The sequence below is a fragment of the Njordella calcicola genome (genome assembly GCF_056494125.1).
In genome coordinates this window covers 6,304,988-6,327,916 of the sequence record NZ_CM151396.1, presented here as the reverse complement: position 1 = coordinate 6,327,916, position 22,929 = coordinate 6,304,988, and the positions used below count along the sequence as shown (strand labels likewise).

17 protein-coding genes and 1 pseudogene are annotated in these 22,929 nt (G+C 52.6%); 9 read left to right on the top strand and 9 right to left on the bottom strand.

Annotated elements, in window-relative coordinates; all coding sequences use genetic code 11:
* Window positions 1-5 precede the first annotated feature (5 nt).
* Window positions 6-2,222: a protein kinase domain-containing protein gene (locus SH302x_RS24465; RefSeq protein WP_479365534.1), complete on the top strand. Its 2,217-nt coding sequence runs from the start codon at window positions 6-8 to the stop codon at window positions 2,220-2,222.
* Here SH302x_RS24465 and SH302x_RS24460 read toward each other — a convergent pair.
* The gene (locus SH302x_RS24460; RefSeq protein ID WP_479365533.1) at window positions 2,219-3,199 is read right to left on the bottom strand and encodes a glycosyltransferase family 2 protein; all 981 of its coding nucleotides are present in this window, start codon (window positions 3,197-3,199) and stop codon (window positions 2,219-2,221) included. The genes SH302x_RS24465 and SH302x_RS24460 overlap by 4 nt on opposite strands.
* Window positions 3,200-3,464: 265 nt before the next feature.
* On the opposite strand from SH302x_RS24460, the gene SH302x_RS24455 reads away from it, so the two are divergent.
* Genes SH302x_RS24455 through SH302x_RS24445 form a run of 3 tightly spaced genes read left to right on the top strand, consistent with a single transcriptional unit; the run spans window position 3,465 to window position 6,264 of the window.
* On the top strand, window positions 3,465-4,487 hold the full coding sequence (locus tag SH302x_RS24455; RefSeq protein WP_479365532.1) for a ThiF family adenylyltransferase: 1,023 nt from the start codon (window positions 3,465-3,467) through the stop codon (window positions 4,485-4,487).
* A gap of 54 nt (window positions 4,488-4,541) precedes the next feature.
* Window positions 4,542-5,516 carry a sensor histidine kinase gene (locus SH302x_RS24450; protein ID WP_479365530.1) on the top strand — a complete coding sequence of 325 codons (975 nt, stop codon included), beginning with the start codon at window positions 4,542-4,544 and terminating at the stop codon, window positions 5,514-5,516.
* On the top strand, window positions 5,509-6,264 hold the full coding sequence (locus tag SH302x_RS24445) for a response regulator transcription factor (RefSeq protein ID WP_479365529.1): 756 nt from the start codon (window positions 5,509-5,511) through the stop codon (window positions 6,262-6,264). Before SH302x_RS24450 ends, SH302x_RS24445 begins: the two co-directional genes overlap by 8 nt.
* On the opposite strand, the gene SH302x_RS24440 is transcribed toward SH302x_RS24445, so the two are convergent.
* The 4 genes from SH302x_RS24440 to SH302x_RS24425 all read right to left on the bottom strand — a co-directional run bounded on the left by SH302x_RS24440 (window position 6,259) and on the right by SH302x_RS24425 (window position 12,526).
* Window positions 6,259-6,738 carry a hypothetical protein gene (locus SH302x_RS24440; protein ID WP_479365528.1) on the bottom strand — a complete coding sequence of 160 codons (480 nt, stop codon included), beginning with the start codon at window positions 6,736-6,738 and terminating at the stop codon, window positions 6,259-6,261. The genes SH302x_RS24445 and SH302x_RS24440 overlap by 6 nt on opposite strands.
* Window positions 6,739-6,771: 33 nt before the next feature.
* On the bottom strand, window positions 6,772-8,736 hold the full coding sequence (locus SH302x_RS24435) for a DUF4340 domain-containing protein (protein WP_479365526.1): 1,965 nt from the start codon (window positions 8,734-8,736) through the stop codon (window positions 6,772-6,774).
* 101 nt (window positions 8,737-8,837) lie between these two features.
* Window positions 8,838-11,702 carry a Gldg family protein gene (locus SH302x_RS24430; protein WP_479365524.1) on the bottom strand — a complete coding sequence of 955 codons (2,865 nt, stop codon included), beginning with the start codon at window positions 11,700-11,702 and terminating at the stop codon, window positions 8,838-8,840.
* Window positions 11,703-11,785: 83 nt separating this feature from the next.
* Window positions 11,786-12,526: an ABC transporter ATP-binding protein gene (locus SH302x_RS24425; protein WP_479365523.1), complete on the bottom strand. Its 741-nt coding sequence runs from the start codon at window positions 12,524-12,526 to the stop codon at window positions 11,786-11,788.
* Between the two features lie 369 nt (window positions 12,527-12,895).
* Between SH302x_RS24425 and SH302x_RS24420 the strand changes: the two genes are divergently transcribed.
* A complete protein-coding gene (locus SH302x_RS24420; protein WP_479365521.1) occupies window positions 12,896-14,296 on the top strand; it encodes an undecaprenyl-phosphate glucose phosphotransferase in 1,401 nt (466 codons plus the stop codon).
* 52 nt (window positions 14,297-14,348) lie between these two features.
* Here the strand turns inward: SH302x_RS24420 and SH302x_RS24415 are convergent, their stop codons facing one another.
* The 4 genes and pseudogenes from SH302x_RS24415 to SH302x_RS24400 form a co-directional block, all read right to left on the bottom strand.
* Window positions 14,349-15,683, bottom strand: coding sequence for a DUF1552 domain-containing protein (locus SH302x_RS24415; RefSeq protein ID WP_479365520.1), 1,335 nt, complete (start codon window positions 15,681-15,683; stop codon window positions 14,349-14,351).
* A 2-nt stretch (window positions 15,684-15,685) separates the two neighbouring features.
* The gene (locus SH302x_RS24410; RefSeq protein WP_479365519.1) at window positions 15,686-17,719 is read right to left on the bottom strand and encodes a DUF1588 domain-containing protein; all 2,034 of its coding nucleotides are present in this window, start codon (window positions 17,717-17,719) and stop codon (window positions 15,686-15,688) included.
* Window positions 17,720-17,960: 241 nt separating this feature from the next.
* A pseudogene (locus tag SH302x_RS24405) lies at window positions 17,961-18,914 on the bottom strand (Rpn family recombination-promoting nuclease/putative transposase); the annotation flags it as partial.
* A 157-nt stretch (window positions 18,915-19,071) separates the two neighbouring features.
* Complete coding sequence (locus tag SH302x_RS24400; RefSeq protein WP_479365517.1) at window positions 19,072-20,250, bottom strand: right-handed parallel beta-helix repeat-containing protein; 1,179 nt, start codon at window positions 20,248-20,250, stop codon at window positions 19,072-19,074.
* Window positions 20,251-20,534: 284 nt separating this feature from the next.
* Between SH302x_RS24400 and secG the strand changes: the two genes are divergently transcribed.
* Genes secG through SH302x_RS24380 form a run of 4 tightly spaced genes read left to right on the top strand, consistent with a single transcriptional unit; the run spans window position 20,535 to window position 22,928 of the window.
* Entirely contained in the window at window positions 20,535-21,173 is a 639-nt protein-coding gene (gene secG / locus SH302x_RS24395) for a preprotein translocase subunit SecG (protein ID WP_479365516.1), read from the top strand.
* A gap of 17 nt (window positions 21,174-21,190) precedes the next feature.
* The gene (locus SH302x_RS24390; RefSeq protein ID WP_479365515.1) at window positions 21,191-22,081 is read left to right on the top strand and encodes a YicC/YloC family endoribonuclease; all 891 of its coding nucleotides are present in this window, start codon (window positions 21,191-21,193) and stop codon (window positions 22,079-22,081) included.
* On the top strand, window positions 22,078-22,680 hold the full coding sequence (gene gmk / locus SH302x_RS24385) for a guanylate kinase (protein ID WP_479365513.1): 603 nt from the start codon (window positions 22,078-22,080) through the stop codon (window positions 22,678-22,680). The genes SH302x_RS24390 and gmk overlap by 4 nt, the downstream gene beginning before the upstream one ends.
* Window positions 22,665-22,928 (top strand): DNA-directed RNA polymerase subunit omega, encoded by a 264-nt coding sequence (locus SH302x_RS24380; protein ID WP_479365511.1) that lies wholly within the window; start codon window positions 22,665-22,667, stop codon window positions 22,926-22,928. The genes gmk and SH302x_RS24380 overlap by 16 nt, the downstream gene beginning before the upstream one ends.
* Window position 22,929 lies beyond the last annotated feature (1 nt).

The window sequence follows — 22,929 nt, the reverse complement described above, 5'->3', positions numbered from 1 at the left end:
CTCACATGACATTTGCCAAGACCGTTTTCGGACGGTCCATTTCCCAGACGCGAATGTTCTTGCGTCGTCAAGTTTGGGTCTGGCCGATCATTGCATTTCTCGTGCTCTCCAGCATTGGCTTCTACGTCCGATCCGCCATCGAATCGACCATGCAGCAGAATTTGCGAGAACAACTGCAATCGCTGCTGCGCGTCGAAACCGCGATGCTGCAGACTTGGTATGAAACGCAGACGGCCAACGCAGAACTTACGTCCCGAGATATCGAAGTCCGCACGCTGATTTACCAGTTGCTAGAGGATGATAAAGCGAATGCCAACGGTTCTAACAGCGATCTCAGATCGAACATCGAATCCTTAAACGATCGCTTGCTTCCCGCTCTGGCTGCCTACAACTATCAAGGCTACTTCGTAATCTCTCGTGACTTTCGCGTTATCGCTTCGTCGAGTGCGGAGTTGATCGGCAAAACGAACTTGAATCAGTTCGAGCAGATCTTGAAGCGGACGGTTAACGGCGAGACGGTGGTGTCAACGCCTTTTGCGAGTTTGGTGGTTCTGCGCGATGAAGATGGCATCGAACGGGCGGGGGTTCCAACGATGCTGGTTTGCACACCGATTCGCGATAACAATTTTCAGCCCATCGCTTGTTTGGCTTTTCGCATTAATCCCGAAGACGGCTTCTCGCAGATTCTTCGATTAGGACAGATTGGTCGCACGGGAGAAACCTATGCGATCAATCGTGACGGTCTGTTTATGAGCAGCAGTCGTTTCGATGAACAATTAATTCTCGATGGCTTGCTGTCCGACCAACCAAGCTCAAAGTCTATCCTTCAGATGCAAGCCCGCGACCCTGGCGGCGATATGACGCGCGGCTATCGGCCGCGAATGCGCCGCAGCGAAATGCCGCTCACAAAGATGGCAGCATCCTTAGCCTCCGGTGCCAGCGGCATCGATGTCGATGGCTATCGCGACTATCGGGGCGTTATGGTTGTTGGCGCTTGGATGTGGTTGAACAAACATGACATTGGCGTCGTCACAGAAATGGATGCTTCGGAAGCGTTTGGACCGCTGTATATTTTGCAACGAACTTTCTGGACCTTGTATGCATTGCTGGTCCTGGCTTCCGGTGCGATCTTTGTCTTTACGCTCATTGTTTCTCGTTTGAAACGCGAAGCGCAAAAGGCCGTCATTGAATCTCAAGAGCTAGGCCAGTATCGACTTGAGACCAAATTAGGCGAAGGCGCCATGGGGGTAGTTTATAAAGGCTACCATGCCATGATGCGGCGTCCGACTGCGATCAAACTCTTGAATATCGATGCCATGACCCCTTCGGCCGTAGAACGTTTTGAGCGAGAGGTCCAAATCACCAGTCAGCTAAATCATCCTAACACGATCGCAGTTTATGATTTCGGTCGAACTCCTGAAGGCATCTTTTACTATGCAATGGAGTACTTGGATGGCATCAACTTGCAGTCGCTGGTGGAGCAGTTTGGTCCACTTCCCGAGTCAAGGATTATCTACATTTTGCAACAAGTTTGCGGGTCATTGTACGAAGCGCATACGTACGGTTTAGTCCATCGCGATATTAAACCAGCTAACATCATGTTGAATCGCCGCGGCGGACAATCCGATGTGATCAAAGTGTTGGACTTCGGCTTGGTCTACGAAGTTAGTCCGGAGAAGCAAAAGCTCAACAGCGAAAATAGTCTGTCAGGAACACCCCTGTATTTGTCTCCAGAAGCCATTCAATCTCCGACACTCATTGACGCTTGCAGCGATTTATACGCGGTAGGTGCAGTCGCCTATTTCCTGGCTACGGGGCACACGGTGTTCGATGCCGACTCGGTGGTCGAACTGTTACAAAAGCATATTACAGAATCGCCGATTCCGCCCAGCGAGCGGCCGGGCGTAAAGATTTCTCCAGAACTTGAACACGTGATCCTGAGCTGCCTTGAGAAGTCACGTGCGCGTCGACCGCAAACTGCACGCGACTTGGCTGCCAGCTTGATGCGATGCCCACATGCTGAGGATTGGACGCTAGCAGATGCGGATGCATGGTGGTCCGCATATGAACGTCGTCGCGCTGCCCAAGCGGGCAACAGCAGCGGTCTTGATTCTTCGCAAGCAGGCCCGCACGCGAGAACTACTTATCAAGCAACCGGCTTGAAAACCAAGCAAGGTTCTAGCCTGGAACTGGAGCAGACATTCATCATGAAGAATGACTAAGCTGCTTTATGGATGCGAGGCTTGTGATGGCCCAAACGAATCTGCTCACGGACGGCAAAAGGCCGACGACCGTTGCGGGCGTAGTATAGACGCGTGTTCCCTTCACCCAACAGTCCGACGGACAAGACTTGCACGCCCATCAGCAGGAAGAGTCCGCTCAGTAGCAACAGTGGATTGCCAGTCATGTCCACTCCGCCAAAAAGCTTCATCATCACCACCACTGCGGCGACTGCAACGCCAATGCCCTCGAACGCCAGTCCGATGCGGCCAAAGAACTTCATGGGGGATGTAAAGTAATCCAGCATGTACTTGACGGTCAGTAGATCAAGCACCACTCGTACCGTTCTCGAGATGCCATATTTGGTTTTGCCGAAGCGACGTGGATGATGTTTCGTTTCGACTTCAATACACTTGGCACCGCGCCAATGAGCAAGGATGGGAATAAAGCGATGCATCTCGCCGTAGAGTTCAAGTTCGCTGGCAATCTCACTGCGGATCGCTTTTAAGGTGCAGCCCAAGTCATGGATTGGGAAACCGGTCACTTTGGAGATGACCCAGTTTGCAATTTTTGAAGGCAGCTTACGATTAATAAACGTGTCTTGTCGATGGCGCCGCCAGCCATGGACTAGATCGTATCCTTCGTCGATCTTCGAAAGCATCATAGGGATATCGCTTGGATCATTCTGCAGATCGCCATCCATTGTGATGATCACTTCGCCTTGCGCGGCTTCCAACCCGGCTTGCATGGCCGCTGTCTGACCATAGTTTTTACGGAATCGCACGATACTGACACGAGGGTCGTCGCTGGCATGCGTGGCCAGTCTGTGCACGGTAGCGTCTTGCGACCCATCATCCACAAAGATCAGCTCGGTCTCGCAGTCCAGTTGATCCACGGTCTGGCGGATCTGGTCGACCAGCAGACAAACATTGTCTTCTTCGTTGTAAAGTGGAACGACGATCGATATTGAACGTACCATAATGCCCTCAGTTGCCATACAATTGCCGCTGGGAGAGTAGCAAGTACGTCTGTTTGCGTGCAATATCGCTCCTCAGGCTCCCGACCAAGTTCGGGAATTCCTTCCTCAAAACGTTGACTTTAGACGCAATCTACGGTTTTCCGGGCCTGCAAGCAGCTTGAAAGTTTGCTCGATAGTATGCTTGCATTAGAATCGACCGGAAAGAACGCTACGTGTGACGCAGAACGCATCCGTTTTCCAAGACCAGCCTTAGACAACCAACCTCATGAGCGTTGATCGCTATAGACGACAAAAGTCTTATCACAAGATAGGTCAGGACGGCCAAAAGAAACTTGCGGCAGCTCGGGTCGCTGTCATTGGCGTTGGAGCGTTGGGGACTTTGGTGGCCGAGCGATTGTGCAGGGCTGGTGTGGGATACCTGCGTTTGATCGATCGCGATTGGGTCGAACTGGATAACTTGCCCAGGCAAAGCTTGTTCGATGAAGCAGACGCGGCCGCCAGACGCCCCAAAGCGTTGGCTGCTTACGAGAAACTGTCGCAAATCAACTCGACCATCGACCTTGACTACCACATTGTCGATTTCCAATCCTCCAACTGCTTGGAACTGGTTGACGGTTGCGATCTTCTGGTCGACGGCACAGATAATTTTGAGACGCGATACTTGATCAACGATGTCTCGCAGCAGCAGCAGATGCCTTGGATCCACGGTGGTGTGATCGGTGCCAGTGGTCAGGTGATGGCGATCGTGCCGAACGTTACGTGTTGCCTACGCTGCATTCTGCCCGATATGCCTAGTGTCGACGCGATGGAAACTTGCAATTCGGTGGGAGTGTTGGGGCCTAGCGTTTCAATCGTGGCATCGATGCAAGCGCTGCTGGCGATGAAACTGATCGTGGAAGGCCGTGAATCGATCTCCAGCGAATGGTTGTCCATGGAAACGTGGGACGCCAGTTACCGAACGTTTCGAGCGAACCCAGAGCAATTACGCCCGCATTGTCCAGCGTGCAACGGCGCTCGTGATTTCCTGAATGGCAACTACGCCCGGACGACCGATGTGCTTTGTGGAAGGAACGCAGTGCAAGTAACAGACGGCAGACGACAGCAAGTCCACTTGCCAGAACTTGCGGCACGGCATAACGCGGCTCATCATGAGTTAACGCCATTCTTCTTTCGGCTAAAATTACAGGAGCATGAATTGACTGTCTTTCGCGATGGTCGCACGATCGTGAGTGGTACCGAAGATCCAATCGTTGCGCGAAAACTCATCGCGGAATGGATAGGCAGTTAACCTATCGTGCAAGAAAACGCAAATTGGGATGCAAAAGATCACAGGTTGAGTGCAATGTTTGAGCGTAAGAGTCTCAAGTGGCCAATTACTTTAGCCGTCGTCTTGATCGTTTTGATCGTCGGACTGACTGTCGGCTGGGTCCTGCTGAATGTTTTCGGAGCATTAGAAAGCCAGAATTCCGCAGCGTTGTACTGGACTCTGTTGAGTATCGGTTCGGTGATGTTTGCTTTGGTACTGACTGGAGTGATCCTCTATTTGATCCTCTCGATCAAACAGCACAATTTGACTGCCCGACAAAGCAACTTTATCGACGCGGTTACGCATGAGTTAAAAAGCCCAGTGACCTCCTTGAAACTATATCTTCAAACTTTGAATCGGCGTTCGGTTGACGAAAGCCAACGACAAGAGTTCTATCACTCCATGTTGCATGAGGTCGATCGCTTAGACCAGCTAATCACTCAATTACTCGATGTCGCCAGGATTACGCATCAACCAAAGAAAGCTTTACAACCGCCTGGGACGATTCGCATCGATGAGCTGATTCGAGCCTGCGTGGCCGATGTCTGTCATCGGCATGAATTTGCTGCGGAGAACATCGCGATGCAGCTTGATCCGATCGAGTACGAAGGGCGCCGAGTCGACTTGGAGATTGTGTTTCGAAATCTCATCGATAATGCGGTCAAGTACGCTGGCTCTCCGCCGAAAGTTACCATCCAATGCGTATTGTCCGATTCATCGGAGATGATTGCTACCATAGAGAACAACGGGGTGTCGGTGCCGAAGAATCGTCGGCGGCAAGTATTTGAACGTTTCTATCGCATCGGAAGCGAACTGGAACGGACCAAGCCCGGAGTTGGACTGGGGTTGTATCTGGTGAAGTTGATTTTGCGTCGCTTGCGTGGAACCGTCGTGGTCAATGAACCGGAGCAGCAACCAGGGACGCAAGTTGTCGTTTCGCTTCCAAACGCTAGATTGAGTTCCTGCGTCGAGCATCCTACTGACGAGAGCGGTGATGAACACTATGGTTAACGCTAAAAAGCACATCCTGGTTGTTGAAGACGAACAGCACATGGCAGTTGCGATCAAATACAATTTGGAGGCGGAAGGCTACCGCGTTACCTTAGCGGCCGACGGACCTACGGCCCTGCGATTGTACGAAGCGGACCACTTCGCTTTCGATCTAATTTTATTGGACTTGATGTTGCCTGGCATGAGCGGCTATCGAATCTGCGAATCGATTCGGACTACGAACTTAACACTGCCAATCTTGATTCTGAGCGCACGTTCGTTGTCCGAAGATCGTACGCGGGGGTTTGATGTAGGAGCGAACCAGTACCTTACCAAACCGTTCGATCTGGATGAACTTTTGGCCCGAGTGCGCAACCTGCTGCGGTTAAAGCAACCGCCGACCAACACGCCGCGATCTGGAATCACCGACACTTCGGATACTTACGGCAAGCACTTGGAATTTGGTGACGCCAAGATCAACTTTGAAACGCATGAGGTTTCCGTCAAACTGAAGAAGGTCAAATTGACGACGAAAGAGATGCAGCTCATGTCCTATTTCGCGAGGAATGAAGGACGCGTGATCCCACGCCAGGAGTTGCTGTCCAATGTTTGGGACGTTACAGGTGAAATGCAAACTCGCAGCGTGGACCAATTCATGATGCGTCTGCGAAAGGTCTTTGAGCCTGACCCGGCCAAGCCACGTCATTTTCTGACATTGCGTGACGCAGGCTATCGTTTTGTCAAGGATCCTGAAGTCGAAGCGTTATAGATACATCCCAACAAAGCCTTGGCGATCTTCCATCTCACGCTCAAGAGCGGCGATGCGCTGCGCCGTTCTTTGTAAATCCCCCGCTTCGATGAATCGATTGAACTCGACCAACACCGCGTGCTGAACTGATTCTTTCAGCCAATCGACGATCGCCTGGTTCAGCCAACTGCAATCCTCGCGGCGCAGCGTGACGGTCATAGCAGCGGTCAACGCGGTCTGATCTTTTGGACAAGTGCAAACGACCCCTTCAAAATCGAAAGCTACCAAACCCTTCGAGTCGTCGTTGGTGAAATGAAAGACGCACTCTGCATTATGTAGATAATACGTGTTGTGGGAGCCGTGAGTCTGTACAGCGGCTTTAATTCGATTGGCTTTGGCGATGGTGTCGGCATCTGCGTCCAACGGTGCGTCGAATCTCGCGACGCTACGCAACGGTAAGCAATCGAACGCAATTTCGACCCATCGATTCATCATACTCTCCAAAGGTCAGGGTAACCCGCAAACGCCTTAGTTGCCAAAGCCGCCGAAGTTAGGCAGACCGCCCGGCGGTTGGTTGAACGACGGTCCGTTGGCCGCATTCTTGTTCTGGATCAAATCGTCTAGCGAAACGCTTAGCTTCTCGTATTGGCTTTCGCTGATGACATAATACCATTCCGCGAATCTTGCGTTGAGTGCGGCCACGCGTTTCTTGGCAGTTTCCAAGCGGTCGTTACGTTCGTCTAATTTTCGCTGGTTTGCTTTATTGATTTTTTCCTGAAGAGCTTCCAGTCGTTCTTGTTTTTCCTCAGGCGTCTCTTCGGTGCCAGACGCCTCTACGGGAACATCGGATGGGGCGGCTGCCTGATCAGCCGTCGGCGCTGCATCGGCTGGCGTATCGCTTGCTGGCTGAGGCTCAGATTCAGTTGCAGCGACTGGCTCATCTCCTGCAGGGGGAGCGGTTTGCTCGGACTCTTCTTGGAAGGCTACCAAGCGAGTTTGAGTGCGAGCTAGGCTGCTACCATCTTGCGGCTGCGCGGACCGGGCTGGGGCATCGGCTTCGGTGGCGGGGAGTTCCGATTCCACGGCTTCATCGGCCGCAGGTTCGGATTCTAAGGTAGTTTCAGCGGGTGTCTCGCTAGCGGGCTCAGCCGCAGGTTCTTCGTCCGACGCAGGAGGGATCGCTTGGACATTGGATTTGTCTGGTGTCGCCTCTTGCATAGGAGGCTCTTGAGCGGCCTTCTGCGCGGCTTCCATCGCTTCCATTTCTTCTACAGTTTGCGGGACCGTTTGCAGTTCAACTTCTGGGATTTGCGACTCATCAAGCCGAGCTGTCAGCATCAAGTAACGGTTCAGCGAAAAGGCTTTGTCTTCGACACTTTGCGATTCTTCGCTGCCGCTGTTCAGCGTGGTATCGGCTGTATCCCCAAATCGCAAAAGGTACTGCACGCCATCTTTCAGCGAGATGAGCAATTCACCTGAGGAAGAGTAGATTTCGTTACCTTCTTGATTCTGGGGAACGAAGAAGCCTTTGGATTGCATCGACTGCATTGACGCTTGGTCCTGCATCAGTTTCTCATCTGCTTTCAAGTTCGCCGCCAAGCCTTCTGGCTTGCGAGCCACATTGGCGATTTGCAGCGAATCCAAAGCGGTCTTCATGGCGTTTAGTTTGGAGGCATTGATTTCTTCATCAGCAGCCAGTACGCGTGGGGTGTCCACTCCGCGATTGTATTGGACAAGTTTGGTTGCGTTCCATTTTCCGTCTTCGGTGTTGTAATTCAAAACGGCATCGAACTCTCGCACCAACCCAGCCGACGCACCTTGAATCGCGATGTCGTATTTACGAATGTCCAGAGTGCGGATGTCCGTGCTGCTTAACTGCAACAGATCCTTTTCGATCCACTGGCTAAAATCGGTTGGAAAGTTCACGGGGTCAATTTCAGCGATGTAGATTTGGTCGTTGGTGGGAACGCGAACATATCGCTGCGTCTGCGACCCGGTCACCTTCTTTCCAATCACAAGGTCAGCCAGTCGTTCGCCTTTGTTGTCCAGCATGCGAACTAGGTATCCAACGCCTGAGGCCCCTATTTGAGTCTTATCGGGCGAAGGTTCTACCACGCCGTACATCGCTTGATCGTCGTTGCGAGAAGAAGCTAATGCCAGAATCTTCACGCCAATCAAACTGTTGGCCGCTTTGCTCATTTGGTCTTGAGCGTCCGCAGGGTATGAGTCGTGCGAAGGCAGAATCCAAATGCCGGATTGCGAATCTTGTGCGACTTCAAACTGCTCATGCGTGCCAAGCTTCTCGTCATACTTGACGATTTTTAGGTTGGCCACTTTCAATGAGTCATCAAAGGCCGGGAACAGCACCTCGCCCACTCGCTGCCGCGCTTCATCTTCAATGTTTGAACTTGTTGGTGTCTCCGTCACATAAGCAAGCAGCGCGAGAACGGCAGCGACGCCAGCGAAGATACCAGTTTTGCTAATTTCGTTCACGATTTGGTTCCAACATTAAACGGTAGTATAAAAGGATCAATAGCAGGTTCGCGGCCGCAGCAGATCGGTGGGTCGCGAACAATGAGCCAATCTAAAAACAATTATCTTAAGCGTGTCTTGCTGATGCCCTCGCGTTCGCGAAGTCGTCGCGAGACCAACACAATGATTCCCACCAACAACGGTGGAATCGGCGGAATGAATACCGCCAACATCTTGTATTTGTTTTGGATGTCTCGGATTTCGCGATCGGTTTGAGCTTCTACTTTGGAGATCTTCTCATCGCGATCTCGTTTGAGCTGTTCTTTTTTGACTTCCAAACCACGGACCAGCAAAGCTTGTTTGGTTTGGTACTCTTGAAGTGCCTTTTGCAAGTCCTTCTGTTGAGCGACAGTGGCGATACCTTTACTGCGCAAGTCTTCGACTTTCTTCTGGAACTCTTGCTCTACCTTGGTGACTTCCGATTCGGCGGCTTGCAATTCTTCGTTGTACTTGTTCACGAACTCTTGGCGCTGGCCTGCGGCCACGGTTCGAGCCGATTCAGCTTGCATCTCCACCAGTCGGAGAGTAGCGTACGTTGGGACGTGGCGACGAACCTTGGGGTAATCCAGTTCGCCGGACAAGACGTCGATGACGTTCAACACGAAGCTGACGTTTTGCATGCGGAAGTTTAAGTCCCCATACAGATCCGGCTGATTGCGGATGTTCACAAACACGTCCGACATGCAATCGGCGTCGGTTACATAGACCGCTCGAATCGGCTTCTTTTGCGGCGGGGCCGCTTCACCTTCGGCTGGCTTGGGTGCGGCTTCTGGTTCTGGTCCTTCGATCATCATGGCGATATTTTGACCTCCGATGGCAGGTCCTTGCAGCATTCGCACTTGCTCGTAATCGTTGGTGCGAATGTTGGCATCATCGAACGAGATCATGCCACTATTTTCGATGGTGGTAACCAATGGCGTCATCTTCATCGTGGCACCACTTGCAGGCTGCACTGCGCCTGCGTACAGAAACATAATCTCTTCCAGTCCGGCCGTGATCTCACTTTGTTCGCTCAATGAATCAATGCCGTTGGCTGCATCATCGCGGACAAAAAGCCAAAGGTCCGTCGCTTGTTGCAACTGCATCAACATCGGATACGGGTTATAGCGTTGCCACACCAAGTTGGGATTGATGCTGCCGGTAAAGTTTGGCTTGCCTGGGATATCGATTTGCAGCGCCTTCCAAAGATTGCGAATATCGCCTTTGGGAACCTGCTGTCCGCCGCCAAACATTGGATTGCCAGCTTGTTTGGGTTCGCCAGTGCCGGGCATTTGCATCGCCATTGGCATGGGGTCTTCGAAAATGGCGGTAGGCAATCCCGCTTCGACAGCAGCCACGAAATTCGTCATCTGCTCTGGCGACAATGAAGAAGGTTGAACCGCCAGCAAGCAAGCGTACAGCGACGTGTCGATGGGGCTGTTGGCATCAACATCGACGATCTCGTATTGCTTCTCCAAGTCACTCAAGATCTGCTGCCGCGGGACTTGTTGCATCGATGTCTGGGAAAAGCCACCGGTGATTTGTGCGTCGGTTCGCAGCACGCCCAGCTTCTTGCGAGCTGGACGACTGACCGTGTTCATGGCTTGGACCAGTTGGTATTCAACAGGCACTCCCGGTTCAAAGAAAGGCACAACGACTTTTTCTAGGCCGCTGCGGAATGCTGCGCCCAGCAAAATTGGACGATCAGCAAAGACCCCGCGTTCGCGGACTTGAACCGTGCGTGGCTCGAGGCCAAATTGTTGTTTTGCAAACTCCTCTTGTTCGCTGCGTCGTTCGATATCACCATTGATGCGAACTTCCACAGGCACGCCACCTCGACTGGCAGTCGATTCAAACTCCTTTAGCAGCGAGATCACTTCGTATTTAACCTTTGCATATTGCTCGGGTACGTCCGCCGAGATGAATGCGTCCACCACAATGGGGCGTTCAGGCTTCAAGCTCTTGATCATGGTGCGGGTCGTTTCCGAAAGCGAACTAACCTGGCCCTCGGTGGCATCGAAGCGGAACAAGTCTTTGTTCTTTAGCAGTTCACTGCCAGCAATGACGATTCCGGCGATCAAAAGCGTTCTCACCAAGTAGTGCAAGAACATGCTGTTGCCTTCTTTGCCACCGCTCCAATGTCGTTTGCCAACCAGCACCATACACAAATACAGCCCGAAGACTGCGATCAAAGTAAAGAACACGATCGACGCTGAACTGAGCACACCGCGTCCAAAATTATCGAACTGCTCGAGCAATGAAAAACTCTTGGAACGTCGTGCGATGAAGTCGCTTGGAATAATGACATCGGACTGCTGGGCAAAGGCCAGCGGGGCATTGAACAGCGCGCCTAGAATAAAGCCAACTGTCAAGTTGTTGGTTAGGAAGGATGCGACCATACCGATCGAAATCATCGCCAGACCAATGAACCAGTAGCCTAAGTAGTTTACAAAGAACAAGCCCGTGTCGACTTCGCCCATCGTCAATGACCAGAGCACGATAAACGTCGAGATCTGCGAAAACAGCAAGGAGCTGGTGAAAATTGCAACGGCTGCAGAGTACTTGCCCATCACGATATCAAAGTCATCTGCTGGCAGTGTCAGCAACAATTCGTCTGTGCCTTGACGACGCTCTTCAGCCCAGATACTCATCGTAATTGCCGGGATGAAGAACAGCATGATGTAGACGAACCACTTGTTCAACTGCGTCAGCGAACCGATGTTATCGCTGAAGAATGAATGCGGCCAGAATGCCGCCATGCTGGTCAGCAGTACGAACAAGCACAAGAAAACGTAGCCTGTTGGATTTGCGAAGTAGCCAAAGAAGTTGCGTTTGAGCACCGCGTAGGCCGCTCGGCGAGTGTTGGCCAGGATTGCGGCTAAACCAAACAAGATCGCAAGAAAAAAGATGTCGTAACTAATTAGCTTTAAGATTGCCAGTGCAGCCATGTTTCAATATCTGTCAGAATCGTTGAATCGAAGGAGTTGCGAAGGAACTTGAGCAGGGGTGACTTCCAAGCGAGTTGGAACAATCAAACCGGAGCTGTCGTTAGTTGGTGGAATGCGTCTGCAAGATCACCTTCAACGGCGCGCAGGTCAGAAACGGTACCTTCGAAGACCTTGCGGCCTTCGTTAATCATGATGACGCGAGAGGCCATCGCTTCTACTTCTTGCAGGATGTGCGTAGAGAGCAGAATCGTTTTCGTCTCGCGAAGCTTATTCATCGTCAATCGGACTTCGCGAATCTGGTTGGGGTCCAGGCCAGCGGTGGGTTCGTCCAGGATCAAAACGTCTGGCTCGTGCAACAGCGCTTGCGCCATGCCGACACGTTGGCGGAACCCTTTGGATAGTTTGCTGATCGCTTTGTGCAGCACGCTTTTTAGGTCACACAGTTCGACGACCGCTTCGATCCGTTCGCTTTTGCGAGCGGAATCCATACCGCGGGCGTCGGCGAAGAAGGCCAGCATGCTGTGCGGCGTCATGTCAGGATACAGCGGCCCATTTTCGGGCAAGTAACCCAGACGCTGTGAGCCAGCGATGCGGTCCTTATACATGTCATGGCCAGCGATCCGAGCTTGCCCTTCGCTGGGAGCCAGATAGCCGGTCAGCATTTTCATGGTCGTGCTTTTGCCCGCTCCGTTGGGCCCCAGAAAAGCCACCAATTCTCCTTCGGTGACCACAAAATCGATATTTCGGGCTGCGGCAAATGGACCGTAGAACTTGGAGAGCCCAATCGCCTCGATCATCGGCTTTCGTTCGTTACCGGATGCCATCGTTTCTTCATTCCTGGTTTACGGTAAATAATCTGTAATAATCCACCAGATAACTGACGGGAGTGCAGAGTTTAACGATTTCAATGCCCTTCGCTAGTGTACGCGGACGCGGCAAACTCACGAAACTCTCACCCAGCGGCAGGTTTTGGTCGAAGCTGAGGCCTGCCTCAGATCGTTTTGCTTACGGACGGGTGTCCCGTCGGGTTCAATAGCCGCGAACTCATCGCCCCGCTTGATAAATTTGATTTGCCTTGCGTTGCGAGCGACCTAAGCTTTCGCGAAAACGGTTGGGAAATCGTCGAATTCCCCTGAGAAATCGGCTTACCCACCCCCTTTTGGTCATCCTTCAAGGTCGCGTAAACATCCGCTATGGTTCCTTACTCCATCCGGCGAACTCAGTCCTGGCAGCCCGCCGCAAATCGTTTGATCGACGGCTTAGCCATCTTCGGCAGTGCTTATCTCGCTCAGTCGCTCTCCGGCCAGTCGATCCATTCGTCGACGTGGTCAACTGCGGCCATCGCCCTGTTAGCGTACTTCATTATCGGCGAATTTAGCGGCATCTACCGCGAGGTGCGGTCGATGAGTCGCGAACTGGAACTGGGAATGATCGCTGTTTCCTGGATTGCCGCTTTGTCAGCAACCGCCGGGTTCGGGTTCATGACTCGCCTGACCGACACCTTCGCTCGCTCCAGCGGGCTGGCGTGGTTTATGCTCGGCGGCTTGATCCTGATGCAAGCCCGCATGATCCTACGTTCGATTGTGGAATACTTCTACGGCCGAGGCATGGGAGTGCGTCGTACCGCGATTGCGGGAACCAGCGATTTGGCGATTCACGTGGCCAAGCAATCGACCGAATATGCCCACAGTGGCTTCAAAGTTGTTGGCTTTTTCGACGACCGTAACATTGAACGACGCAACCAAGTGGGCGAGGATCTGCCGCCATTCTTGGGATCGCTAGCGGAACTGGTAAAGTCCGCTCGCAATGGCGAGATCGATACGGTGCTGATCACACTGCCCATGCGTGCTGAGAAACGCATCTCGCGATTGCTGGACGAACTAGCCGACACGACGGCGTCGGCTTATATCGTTCCCGACTTCTTCGTGTTCGAGCTGTTGCATTCACGATGGACCGAATTCGGCGGCCTGCCCGTGGTCAGCGTCTTTGAAACACCGATCTACGGCGTAGATGGTTGGGTGAAGCGATGCTTTGACGTCGCCGTTTCGTTTGTTTCGTTGATCTTACTCAGCCCCATCCTGCTAGCTTGCGCCCTAGCTGTCAAACTAAGTTCACCGGGCCCGATTATCTTCCGACAGAAGCGATATGGATTGGACGGTAAAGAAATCCTGGTTTGGAAATTCCGGTCAATGAAAACTTGCGACAACGGACCAGTGGTCAAGCAAGCCACCAAGAATGATCCGCGCGTAACCAAAGTGGGCGCATTCCTGCGTCGTACATCGCTGGATGAATTGCCGCAATTGTTCAACGTCTTGACCGGGACGATGTCGCTGGTCGGGCCGCGACCTCACGCTTCAGCTCATAACGAACAATACCGAAAGTTGATTCGCGGTTATATGATGCGTCATAAAGTACGGCCTGGCATCACCGGTATGGCTCAAGTCTACGGTTCGCGTGGCGAGACCGATACGATCGAAAAGATGGAAGCTCGCGTCCAATTTGATCATCGCTACATCCGAGAATGGTCGCTGTGGATGGATATTCGCATCTTGTTTCGAACATTCAAAGTCGTCTTCAGTGGCGAAGCCTATTAACGCATCGGTCTGCGTGCGGCTCAACAATCTGGAACAGTTCCCAGCTTGAGCCTTACGATAGCAACGGATCAACTAGTCCTGATGAGTCTGCAAAGCTCGTCTCCGGGATTCCCATCGCATTTAGAATTGTCAGCAACAAATTCGACATCGGATTGTCCATGGTGCACGCGACGTGTTGACCGGCTCGCAACGCTCCACCGGATCGACCGCCCAAGAGAATCGGTAGGTCTCTAGGGTTGTGGGCATTGCCATCTCGGAAACCAGATCCAAACATGATCGCGCTATTATCTAGCAAGTTGCCGTCGCCTTCTGGTATCGATCGCAGCTTTTCCAACAAGTAGACGAACTGTGCAACGTGCCATTGCACGATCTTTTCGTATTGAGCCAGCTTCTTTTCTTCGTTCGAATGGTGCGAGATATCATGATGCGAACCTTCAACGCCTTCAAGGAACGAGAAATTGATATCGCTCACGGAGTTCCCGAACATGAAGGTTGATACGCGTGTGATATCTGCTTCGAAAGCCAACGCGATCATGTCCAGCATCAGCCGCGTCCGCTCAGTATGATCCTTTGGCGAATCTGGCGGAGCTTGACGTAAGGCGAAATCGACACGTGACTTCCAGCTCTGCTCGGACCGCGATTCCATGGTTTCCAGTCGCTGCTCTAGCGCATTGACTGATTCAAGATACTGCTCCAAACGCTGTCGATCATTTTGACCCAGCGATCGGCTCAGACGCTTGGCGTCTTCGCTGACCAAGTCCAGCAAGGGGCGGTTGGATTTCCCTGAACTCTTGCCGCTGGCGATCATCGTCATACGTTCAAACACTAACCGTGGATTGATCTCTTTGGCTAGCGGCTGTGTCGGTTGTCGCCATGCGATGTGAGCACCATAGACGCGCGTGTAGCCCACCACCGCGTCGATACCAGAGCGCACTTGTTCTGTGCCTAGTTCCAACGATGGCAGCGGCGTAAACTTGCCAAGTGTCTGGGCTGCAATTTGGTCCATCGAAATGCCGCCACTATTCAAGTCGACACCGGTCGTCTTTTTGATCGTGCGACCGGTCAGCCAAGCGGCATCTTTGACGTAGTGCCCATCGCCTTGGTTTTCCGTCGCTTGGTGCCACAACCCCGAAATGACAGAGACTTCGGATTTGACCGGAGCGAGCGGTTCTAACTGCAGCGGCAACGTCCACTCAAAACCGGTCTGGGCAGGTGTCCAGCGATCGGGACGCACTCCATTAGGAAAAAACAGTCCCGCGAATCGAACCGGTTGCTTTTCGGCGTTTGCGCCCATCGCGCTGGCCGCTGGCCGCATCGCTTCCAAAAGCGGCAAGGCTAAGGCTACTCCTGCACCGCGCAGGATCGTTCGTCGATGTAATTTTCGCATGTTCACTCCGCCGTAAGCTTCTTGTTAAGGAATGGTTCGCTGGTCACGATCCCAAGAACCAGCTCTTGTGCATGATAATCGTTTTGTTGAACTCGTTCGACAATTTTCTCGACGGTGCATAAGTCTGAGGGCCGAAGTCCGCGGCCTAATGCATAGCCCAGCATCTTTTCTGTCAGATGTCGTACAAATTGTTCTTTGTTTGCAAGCAAATAGGTTTTCAGACCTGTGAGCCCTTCAATCTCTGTCCCGTCGGCCAGCTCGGCTGTTGCATCGACTTTGCCTCCAAGGTCGTTCTCGCGCCATCGCCCCAGTTCGTCGAAGTTTTCAAGTGCAAAACCGATGGGATCAATTCGGTCATGGCAGGTCGCACAAGTCGGATTGGCGCGATGCATTTCTAGTCGTTCACGAACCGTTTGCTGCTTGGCAACCTGTTCGGATTCTTCCAGCGGAGGCACGTTGGGTGGAGGCGGGGGCAATTCTATTCCCAACAACTTGTCTAGCACCCAAGCGCCCCGCAGCACTGGGCTGGTGCGGCGCGGATAAGCCGAGACGCTCATGACCGCTCCACAGCCCAACAGTCCACTGCGATTGCGAAGTTCTTCTGGCAAGTATACCTTCTTCAAATGTTGCTGCAGTTCGCCTTTCTCCGTCTTCAGCTTAGCGCGTTTTACCCGGTACATGTCTGCCAAATCGCCGGTCATGTACGTCCAGTCGGCGTCGATCAAATCCAAGAGACTAGCGTTGGATTGCAGCATGGCTTCAAACAGATAGACCGGTTGGTTTCGCATGGACGAGATATGGTTCTCTTGAATCCACGTATGAATCGCTTTATCCGGTTGTTTGGAATTCCCCCAATCGTCGGTCCCCAGCCATTGGCCTACGAATTGAACCATGGAATCGTTCAAGTGAGTTCCTCGACTAGTGATTAATCGTAGCGTCTGTTGTTGCAGAGTTTCTGGGTCACGCAATTTCCCTTCGTCAGCAATCTTCCGCAGTTCGTCGTCTGGCATGGACGCCCAGAGGAAATAGCTCAGGCGTGATGCGAGTTCGTGGTCAGTCAATGGTTCCGCTTTTTCCACATGTTCCGGAGCTGTTTCTGCCAGGAAAAGAAAGTCGACCGAGACCAGTATACTGCGCATCGCGTAGAAGCTGGCGTCATGATAGTCCAGTCCATCATGGCGAGCGTCCTTGTACAATTCAACGAAGCGATCCACTTGTTCGGGCAGCGCAGGTTTGCGAAACGCGCGATCGGCCAGTCGTCGCAAGTTCTCGCGAACCGCATCCTCTTCTGTAATTGTTTCATTGGGCGTAATCGCGAACAACTTTTCGCGAGCTTTGGAATCTCGCGATGCGTACTCCAGCGATTCGGTGGCGGCGTCAATGTACTTCTCGGCATGAATCGGCGAAATGATTAGCGTCTCGGATGCGTTATTAAAGCCTTCGCCGCCCGCGAAATCTTGAGGCAAGCTGTGTCCTGCGTCGAAGTGTGTCTCCAGCAAATCGCGAATAGTGTTGGAGTACTCATGACGTGCCAAGCGTCGGAACTGAGGCGGGCCAGCTTGTTCGCCTTGCTCGAGCACTGCAGACCGAGTTGCATTTTTGATCCAGTCGACAAGCTGCAGACGCATCGCGATCTCAAGCTCACCTGAATCTTCCGGAGGCATCGAGTGGTCGGCCAGTCTTTGTCGAACACGCATCCACTCATCGTAATGCTCGGTCAGCGCGGACAGGTTCTGCAAGCGATGAACGTCAAATGAACCTTTCTCGCTATGGCACTCCGCACAGGATCGTTGTAGAACTTCAGTGGCTGCCGCATGCGATAGCTCCATAGGCTCTTGGCCGATCGATTTCGCTGGTATGGAAGCGGCGATCGCAAGCACCAGCCATCCGCAGGCGACGCGACGGGTATTCGCGTCGATGCGGCGCATCAAGTCGCAAGTGTGCGGCTTTTTACAACACGCTTTACGGCACCATGGATCGGCAGGAGAAATCGACATCAATTCAACGATTGTTTTGGAAGGGATGCGGGAGATCATTAAGCATTGTAAGTGAAGCGATGGCTAGACTTCGCAATGCTGAAAGGCGGGAATTGGCTGGACTGCATGCATACGTGATGCGCTGTGCATCATCGGCCGCTTATCCAAACCATGGCTGGGGTGGGGCTCGGCTTTAAAAGCCAAGTTATCTCAAATATTTTGGTGGGGACAATCTATCATGATAATTGAAAATTGCCTTTAGCGAAACATCGATTGAGGCAAAGAGCTAATCAAAGCTCTATCAAAGCGCAGATCGATTACTTATTTGAGTTCGCAGCTCGTCGATTCTCGCCTGCAGTGCTTCCGCGCTCTTGTCGACAAGCTCTTCTTCAGAAGATTCGGGAACTCCGAGTATCGACTGAAGTATCCGAATCGTATTGCGTCTCTCACGAGCTTCTCCGCGAACCTCGCCGCGAGCTTCACCGCGAGCTTCACCCAACGCGATTCCTTGGGCCTCCCCCTTTTTGATCAATTGGTCAGCCACGGAGCCTGGTTCGGGTTGAACGGGCCAAAATTCAGAAACTAAGTCGCTCATCTTTTCTTCCCCTACTACGGCATTTACCGAAATCACATAAACTCGGATCGTATCCAATACATCTTTCACTTTCTGAGGGCTTAACTCTCGGGAAAGCAATTCAAACAACAGACGCAAGGCACTCTCCAATTTGACATCACGCCCATATTTTAACAGCGTCAACGCAACTTGCAAAATCGGCTCACCCAGCATGGCATGATCGTCCATGCGGCCTACATCCAAAATGGTCATGTCTAAAGCGGGGAGATACCGTTTCCAACTCTCGGGTACCGGAATCAGTTCGGCCAAACTGCGGCTGCTTCGCCACGGCCCAACGCCGTTGTAAATCACCCACGGAAATATTGGTACGATCGGCTTGCTGCTCGCCAGAGCATTCTCCCAAATGCGAGCGATATATCCGAGCATCTGAATCAGCGTATTGGGATCGTCCGTGCTTTTGTGATCAATCAGAACGAAGATATAAAGGTACTTGGTCTTCATGCCCAAGCCCTGAACGATCTCATCTGCAACTTCGACTTGAAAGAGTCGATCTGCAAACCTTCGCTTGAGGTTGGGATCGATGAAGCTTGTGTCAACGGGAGCCAGCGATTGGAGCTTTAGATGTTGTACAATCTCTTTCGGTAGATGATTGGCGAGCAGTGTTCGAGCGGCATCGATTTGTTGTAGCGTTTGATTACGAGCCGATCGTGAGGTGACTGGATGCTCTCTTGACGAGTGGAAGCTTCAGCGGTTGAGGCCGAATCGGAATTGGAATTTTTGGGGGGGGACATGGTGCCACCGTGGTTGTAGGCCGTGCGTTTCGTTTCGACGATTCACGTTAATGCTGCGTCAGCGACGTAGGCTTTCGTTCAAAGTTGCCGTTGGCTGGGTCGACGAATTGAGGGTCGACGCCATACTTAGGCGATTGCTCTTCGACGGGCAAGCGGACGCGGCGTTGCGTCTGATCCGGCCTGTCTTCGCAGTACCAATGGTTGCCTGTGAACGTGAAGGATTCTGGTTGCGTATTTGGTCCGATGTTTACCGCCTCGACCATGGCTGTGCTTAGAAAGACGAAGACATTGTTTTCGATGACGCCGTTGCGACATGGGACGAAGCGGGGATCGCGGTTCTCTTGCAAGATGCGGATGGCCCAGCGAGTCGGTTGATAGATCACGTTGTTACGTGCGATGGCTCCATCGACACCAACAAACGCAAACGCCGCTTGGCCACCGACAAAGACGCAATCTTCTACTAGCAAATCTTTTGCTTCATGATTTGCATCCAATGGCCGAATGAAATCAAGGCCAGTGCTGCCGCCGATATTGACACCACGGCCACCAGCGTGCAGGAATCGACAGCCCTGCACTTTTACTTGAGCGGACCCGCCTTTCACTTGCACGCCATTGGAGCCCATCGCTTGAGTCGCTTGTTCTGCTGGTCGCTGGAACGTGCAGTTGCGAATCGTTCCATGGTGGCAGCCGACCATGTCGATGCCAGAACCGCCGTTGCCCCAACTGTCGACGAGGCAGTCTTCGACAAGGAACTGGTCTTGCCCCGAGAGCTTGATGCCATCGCAATTGCCTTTGGGGCCGATGTCCTTAATCGTCAGCCTACGCAATACCAAGCCAAGGCTTGGAGGTCGTTTGGCGCCGCCTTCATCGACGTTAATCCCATTCCCAGTTGCTCCCTGGAGATGCAGTCCGTCTAGTTCAACATGATTGCATTGGCTTAAGTGCAGCACGCTGCCGCCCCCTTCGAAAATGGGCGGGTTCTCAAACGACTTGGCCGCGATTCGGATTGGCGCAGCAGCAGTACCCTGCAAGCCTTGGATGGAAAGGCCGCCGCGATAGCGACCGCCCTCCAGCAGGATGGAATCACCGGCCACCGCCGACTTGGTCGCTGCCTGCAGCTCTTCGCGACTGGCAATCGTATACTCTTTGGACAGAGCGGTTGCGGGGTGGTGCAAAGCGACGTGCAGCACACTAGCTAGTAGACATAATACGAAAGATTTGTTCATAGTTTGATTCTCTAGCAAAGAACTCAGGGAGGGGGTGAGTGGCGGGAGTGCGACCAAGGAATCGCTACCATAGTTTAGCAAATCACAGTCGTACCGGCAGTTACGAAACGGGCCAGCGGGGCTGACTGCCTGGAAAACAAGTTCCGCCAAGCAAGGAATTAAGTCAAAATCCTGTTCCCATCGTGACAGCCCAGCGATAGAATACGCGACTTTCGATTTCCGTCGCGGGCGTTGCTTGCGCAGCGGAATGCCGTAACTTTCGCATTTTATTGAAGGTGGCTGCGGTGCCCATCCAGCTATTCGTATTCCCAATCGCGGAACTTTCCCAGTATTTGTTTGGGATTCCCTTGTTCCTGCTGTCGACGTTTTTGATTCTGCTGATCTTGATCCAGCAGGGGCGTGGCGGCGGTTTGACCGGTGCTTTGGGTGGCCCCGGTGGCCAAAGTGCGTTTGGGACCAAGGCTGGCGATATTTTTACGCGGATCACCATCGTGACTGCTAGCATTTGGATCGTTTTGGCGGCTGTCGCCGTCTACTACTTTAATGAACCTGATCCAGGCGCGGCCCTTTCGAATACATCTGTCAACACGACGGCAGGCAGCAGCATGGGCGGCGGCGCTGGTTCATCCATGGGTGGACCGGCTGGCAGCGATGCCAGCCAAGCGTTCGATCCGCTGGGGCTGCGGAACGCGGATTCCGCTTTGCCAGCACAAACTCCTGAGGAAACTGCATCGCCGCAATCGCCTGCGGCTGAGATTCAAGCTGCCGACGAAACGCCGCTGACCTTTGAAGATAGCTCGGCGGGCTCGGATGACGCTTCAGAAGCACCGGCTGCTGAAACACCTGTGGTCGATGAACCGGCTGCCGAAACGCCTACATCGGAAAATCCTGCAACTGAGCCATCTGCCCAACAACAACCATAACCAAAAGTCGAGTTCGCATGTTGATCAGCATGACCGGCCAAGGTCAAGCAACGCGGCCATTCGAATCGGGCTTGGTTTCCGTTGAAATTCGAGCAGTCAACAATCGGTTCCTGAAGGTATCGACTCGATTAGACGACCTCGCACAAGCGCTCGAAGCGGAGGTTGAATCGATTGTTCGGAAGACGATCCGTCGCGGTTCGTTAACGGTTACTGTTTCCGTCGGTGGTATGCCTCGGCCAAACGTGGCGGCAATTGACGTCGATGTGTTAGGGAACTATTTGCAAGATGCTTTGAAGGCGGCACATAAAGCGTCATACTTGATGCCGGTGGGTGATTTTCTGACTTTGCCGGGCGTGATTGTCGGTGGGTCACCGGTCGGTAACTTAACTCCAGAGCAAAAAGAATTGCAGTTGTCAGTCCTGCGCGATTGCTTGGAGGCTGCGACGGCCGACTTGCAGTTGATGCGCATTCGTGACGGGGCTTCGATGGCCGCTCAGTTCGAGCAGACGCTGGATGAGTTTGAGCAGCGAATTGACGTTATAAAAGCTGGTTCGGCTCGGCAGCTTGGCGATTATCAAGCTAGACTTGAAAGCAAAGTACGCAAATCATTGGACCTGCTGGGGGCGAAATTTGAGCCGTCCGATATTATTCGTGAAGTGACTTTGTATGCCGATCGCTCGGACATCAGCGAAGAGATTGTGCGGTTTTGCAGCCATACCAAGCAAATCCGAGAGCTATTGCAAGAGGAAGAATCGCCCGGCCGTAAGCTGGAATTCTTGATCCAAGAGTTGCATCGGGAAGTGAACACAATAGGGTCAAAATCCTACGATTCCGTGATTGCTGCCACCGTGGTTGATATCAAAGCTAGAGTGGAACAGTTACGAGAACTGGTTCAGAACGTGGAATGACAAACGCCCAGCCAAATCGATTGATTATCATCTCGGGGCCATCGGGTGCAGGCAAATCCACGCTCGTGCGAAGGCTGCTGCGCGACTGCGGCCTGCCTTTGGAGCTGAGTATTTCTGCGACAACCCGGCCGCCCAGGCGTGGCGAAATCAACGGCCGTGACTATTATTTCTTATCGGAAGAAGATTTTGCGCGCCGCCGGGCCAGCAACGAATTCCTGGAATGCAAGGAAGTTTTCGGCCGCGGACACTGGTACGGCACCTTGCATGAGGTGGTTAGCTCTGGCTGGAAACGCGGAAAGTGGGTAATCTTGGAGATTGATGTTCACGGGGCCCGATCGGTGCTGGACATTTATCCCAATGCAATTTCCATTTTTGTTCACCCGGGATCGATCGACGAGCTGCAAAAACGACTGGCGGCTCGTGGGACAGAGTCGCCCGAAGCGATCGCTAGACGATTAGAAGTCGCTCGCGAAGAAATGACTCAAATGCATTGGTATCGGCATGAGGTCATCAATCAAGATGTCGATTGTACCGTAACTGAATTATGTGATTTGCTGACTAAGTATAGCGAGGAATTGGATCAATGCTCGAAGAGCTAAAAGAAGAAGAGATTGTCAACAAGGTTGGCGGCCGATTTAAGTTGTCTACGCTGATTCAAAAGCGTTTGGTACAGCTCAATCGTGGCAGTCGGCCTTTGGTGGATATCCATACCGATGACAAGATGGAAATCGCTGTTCAAGAGATCCTGCAAGACAAGATTTATTTGAACGCGTCGGACGAAGTCCGCATGACCGGTGCCAGCCAAGACCTCGGCGAAATGCTGGACATGGATATTGGCGATTTCTAGG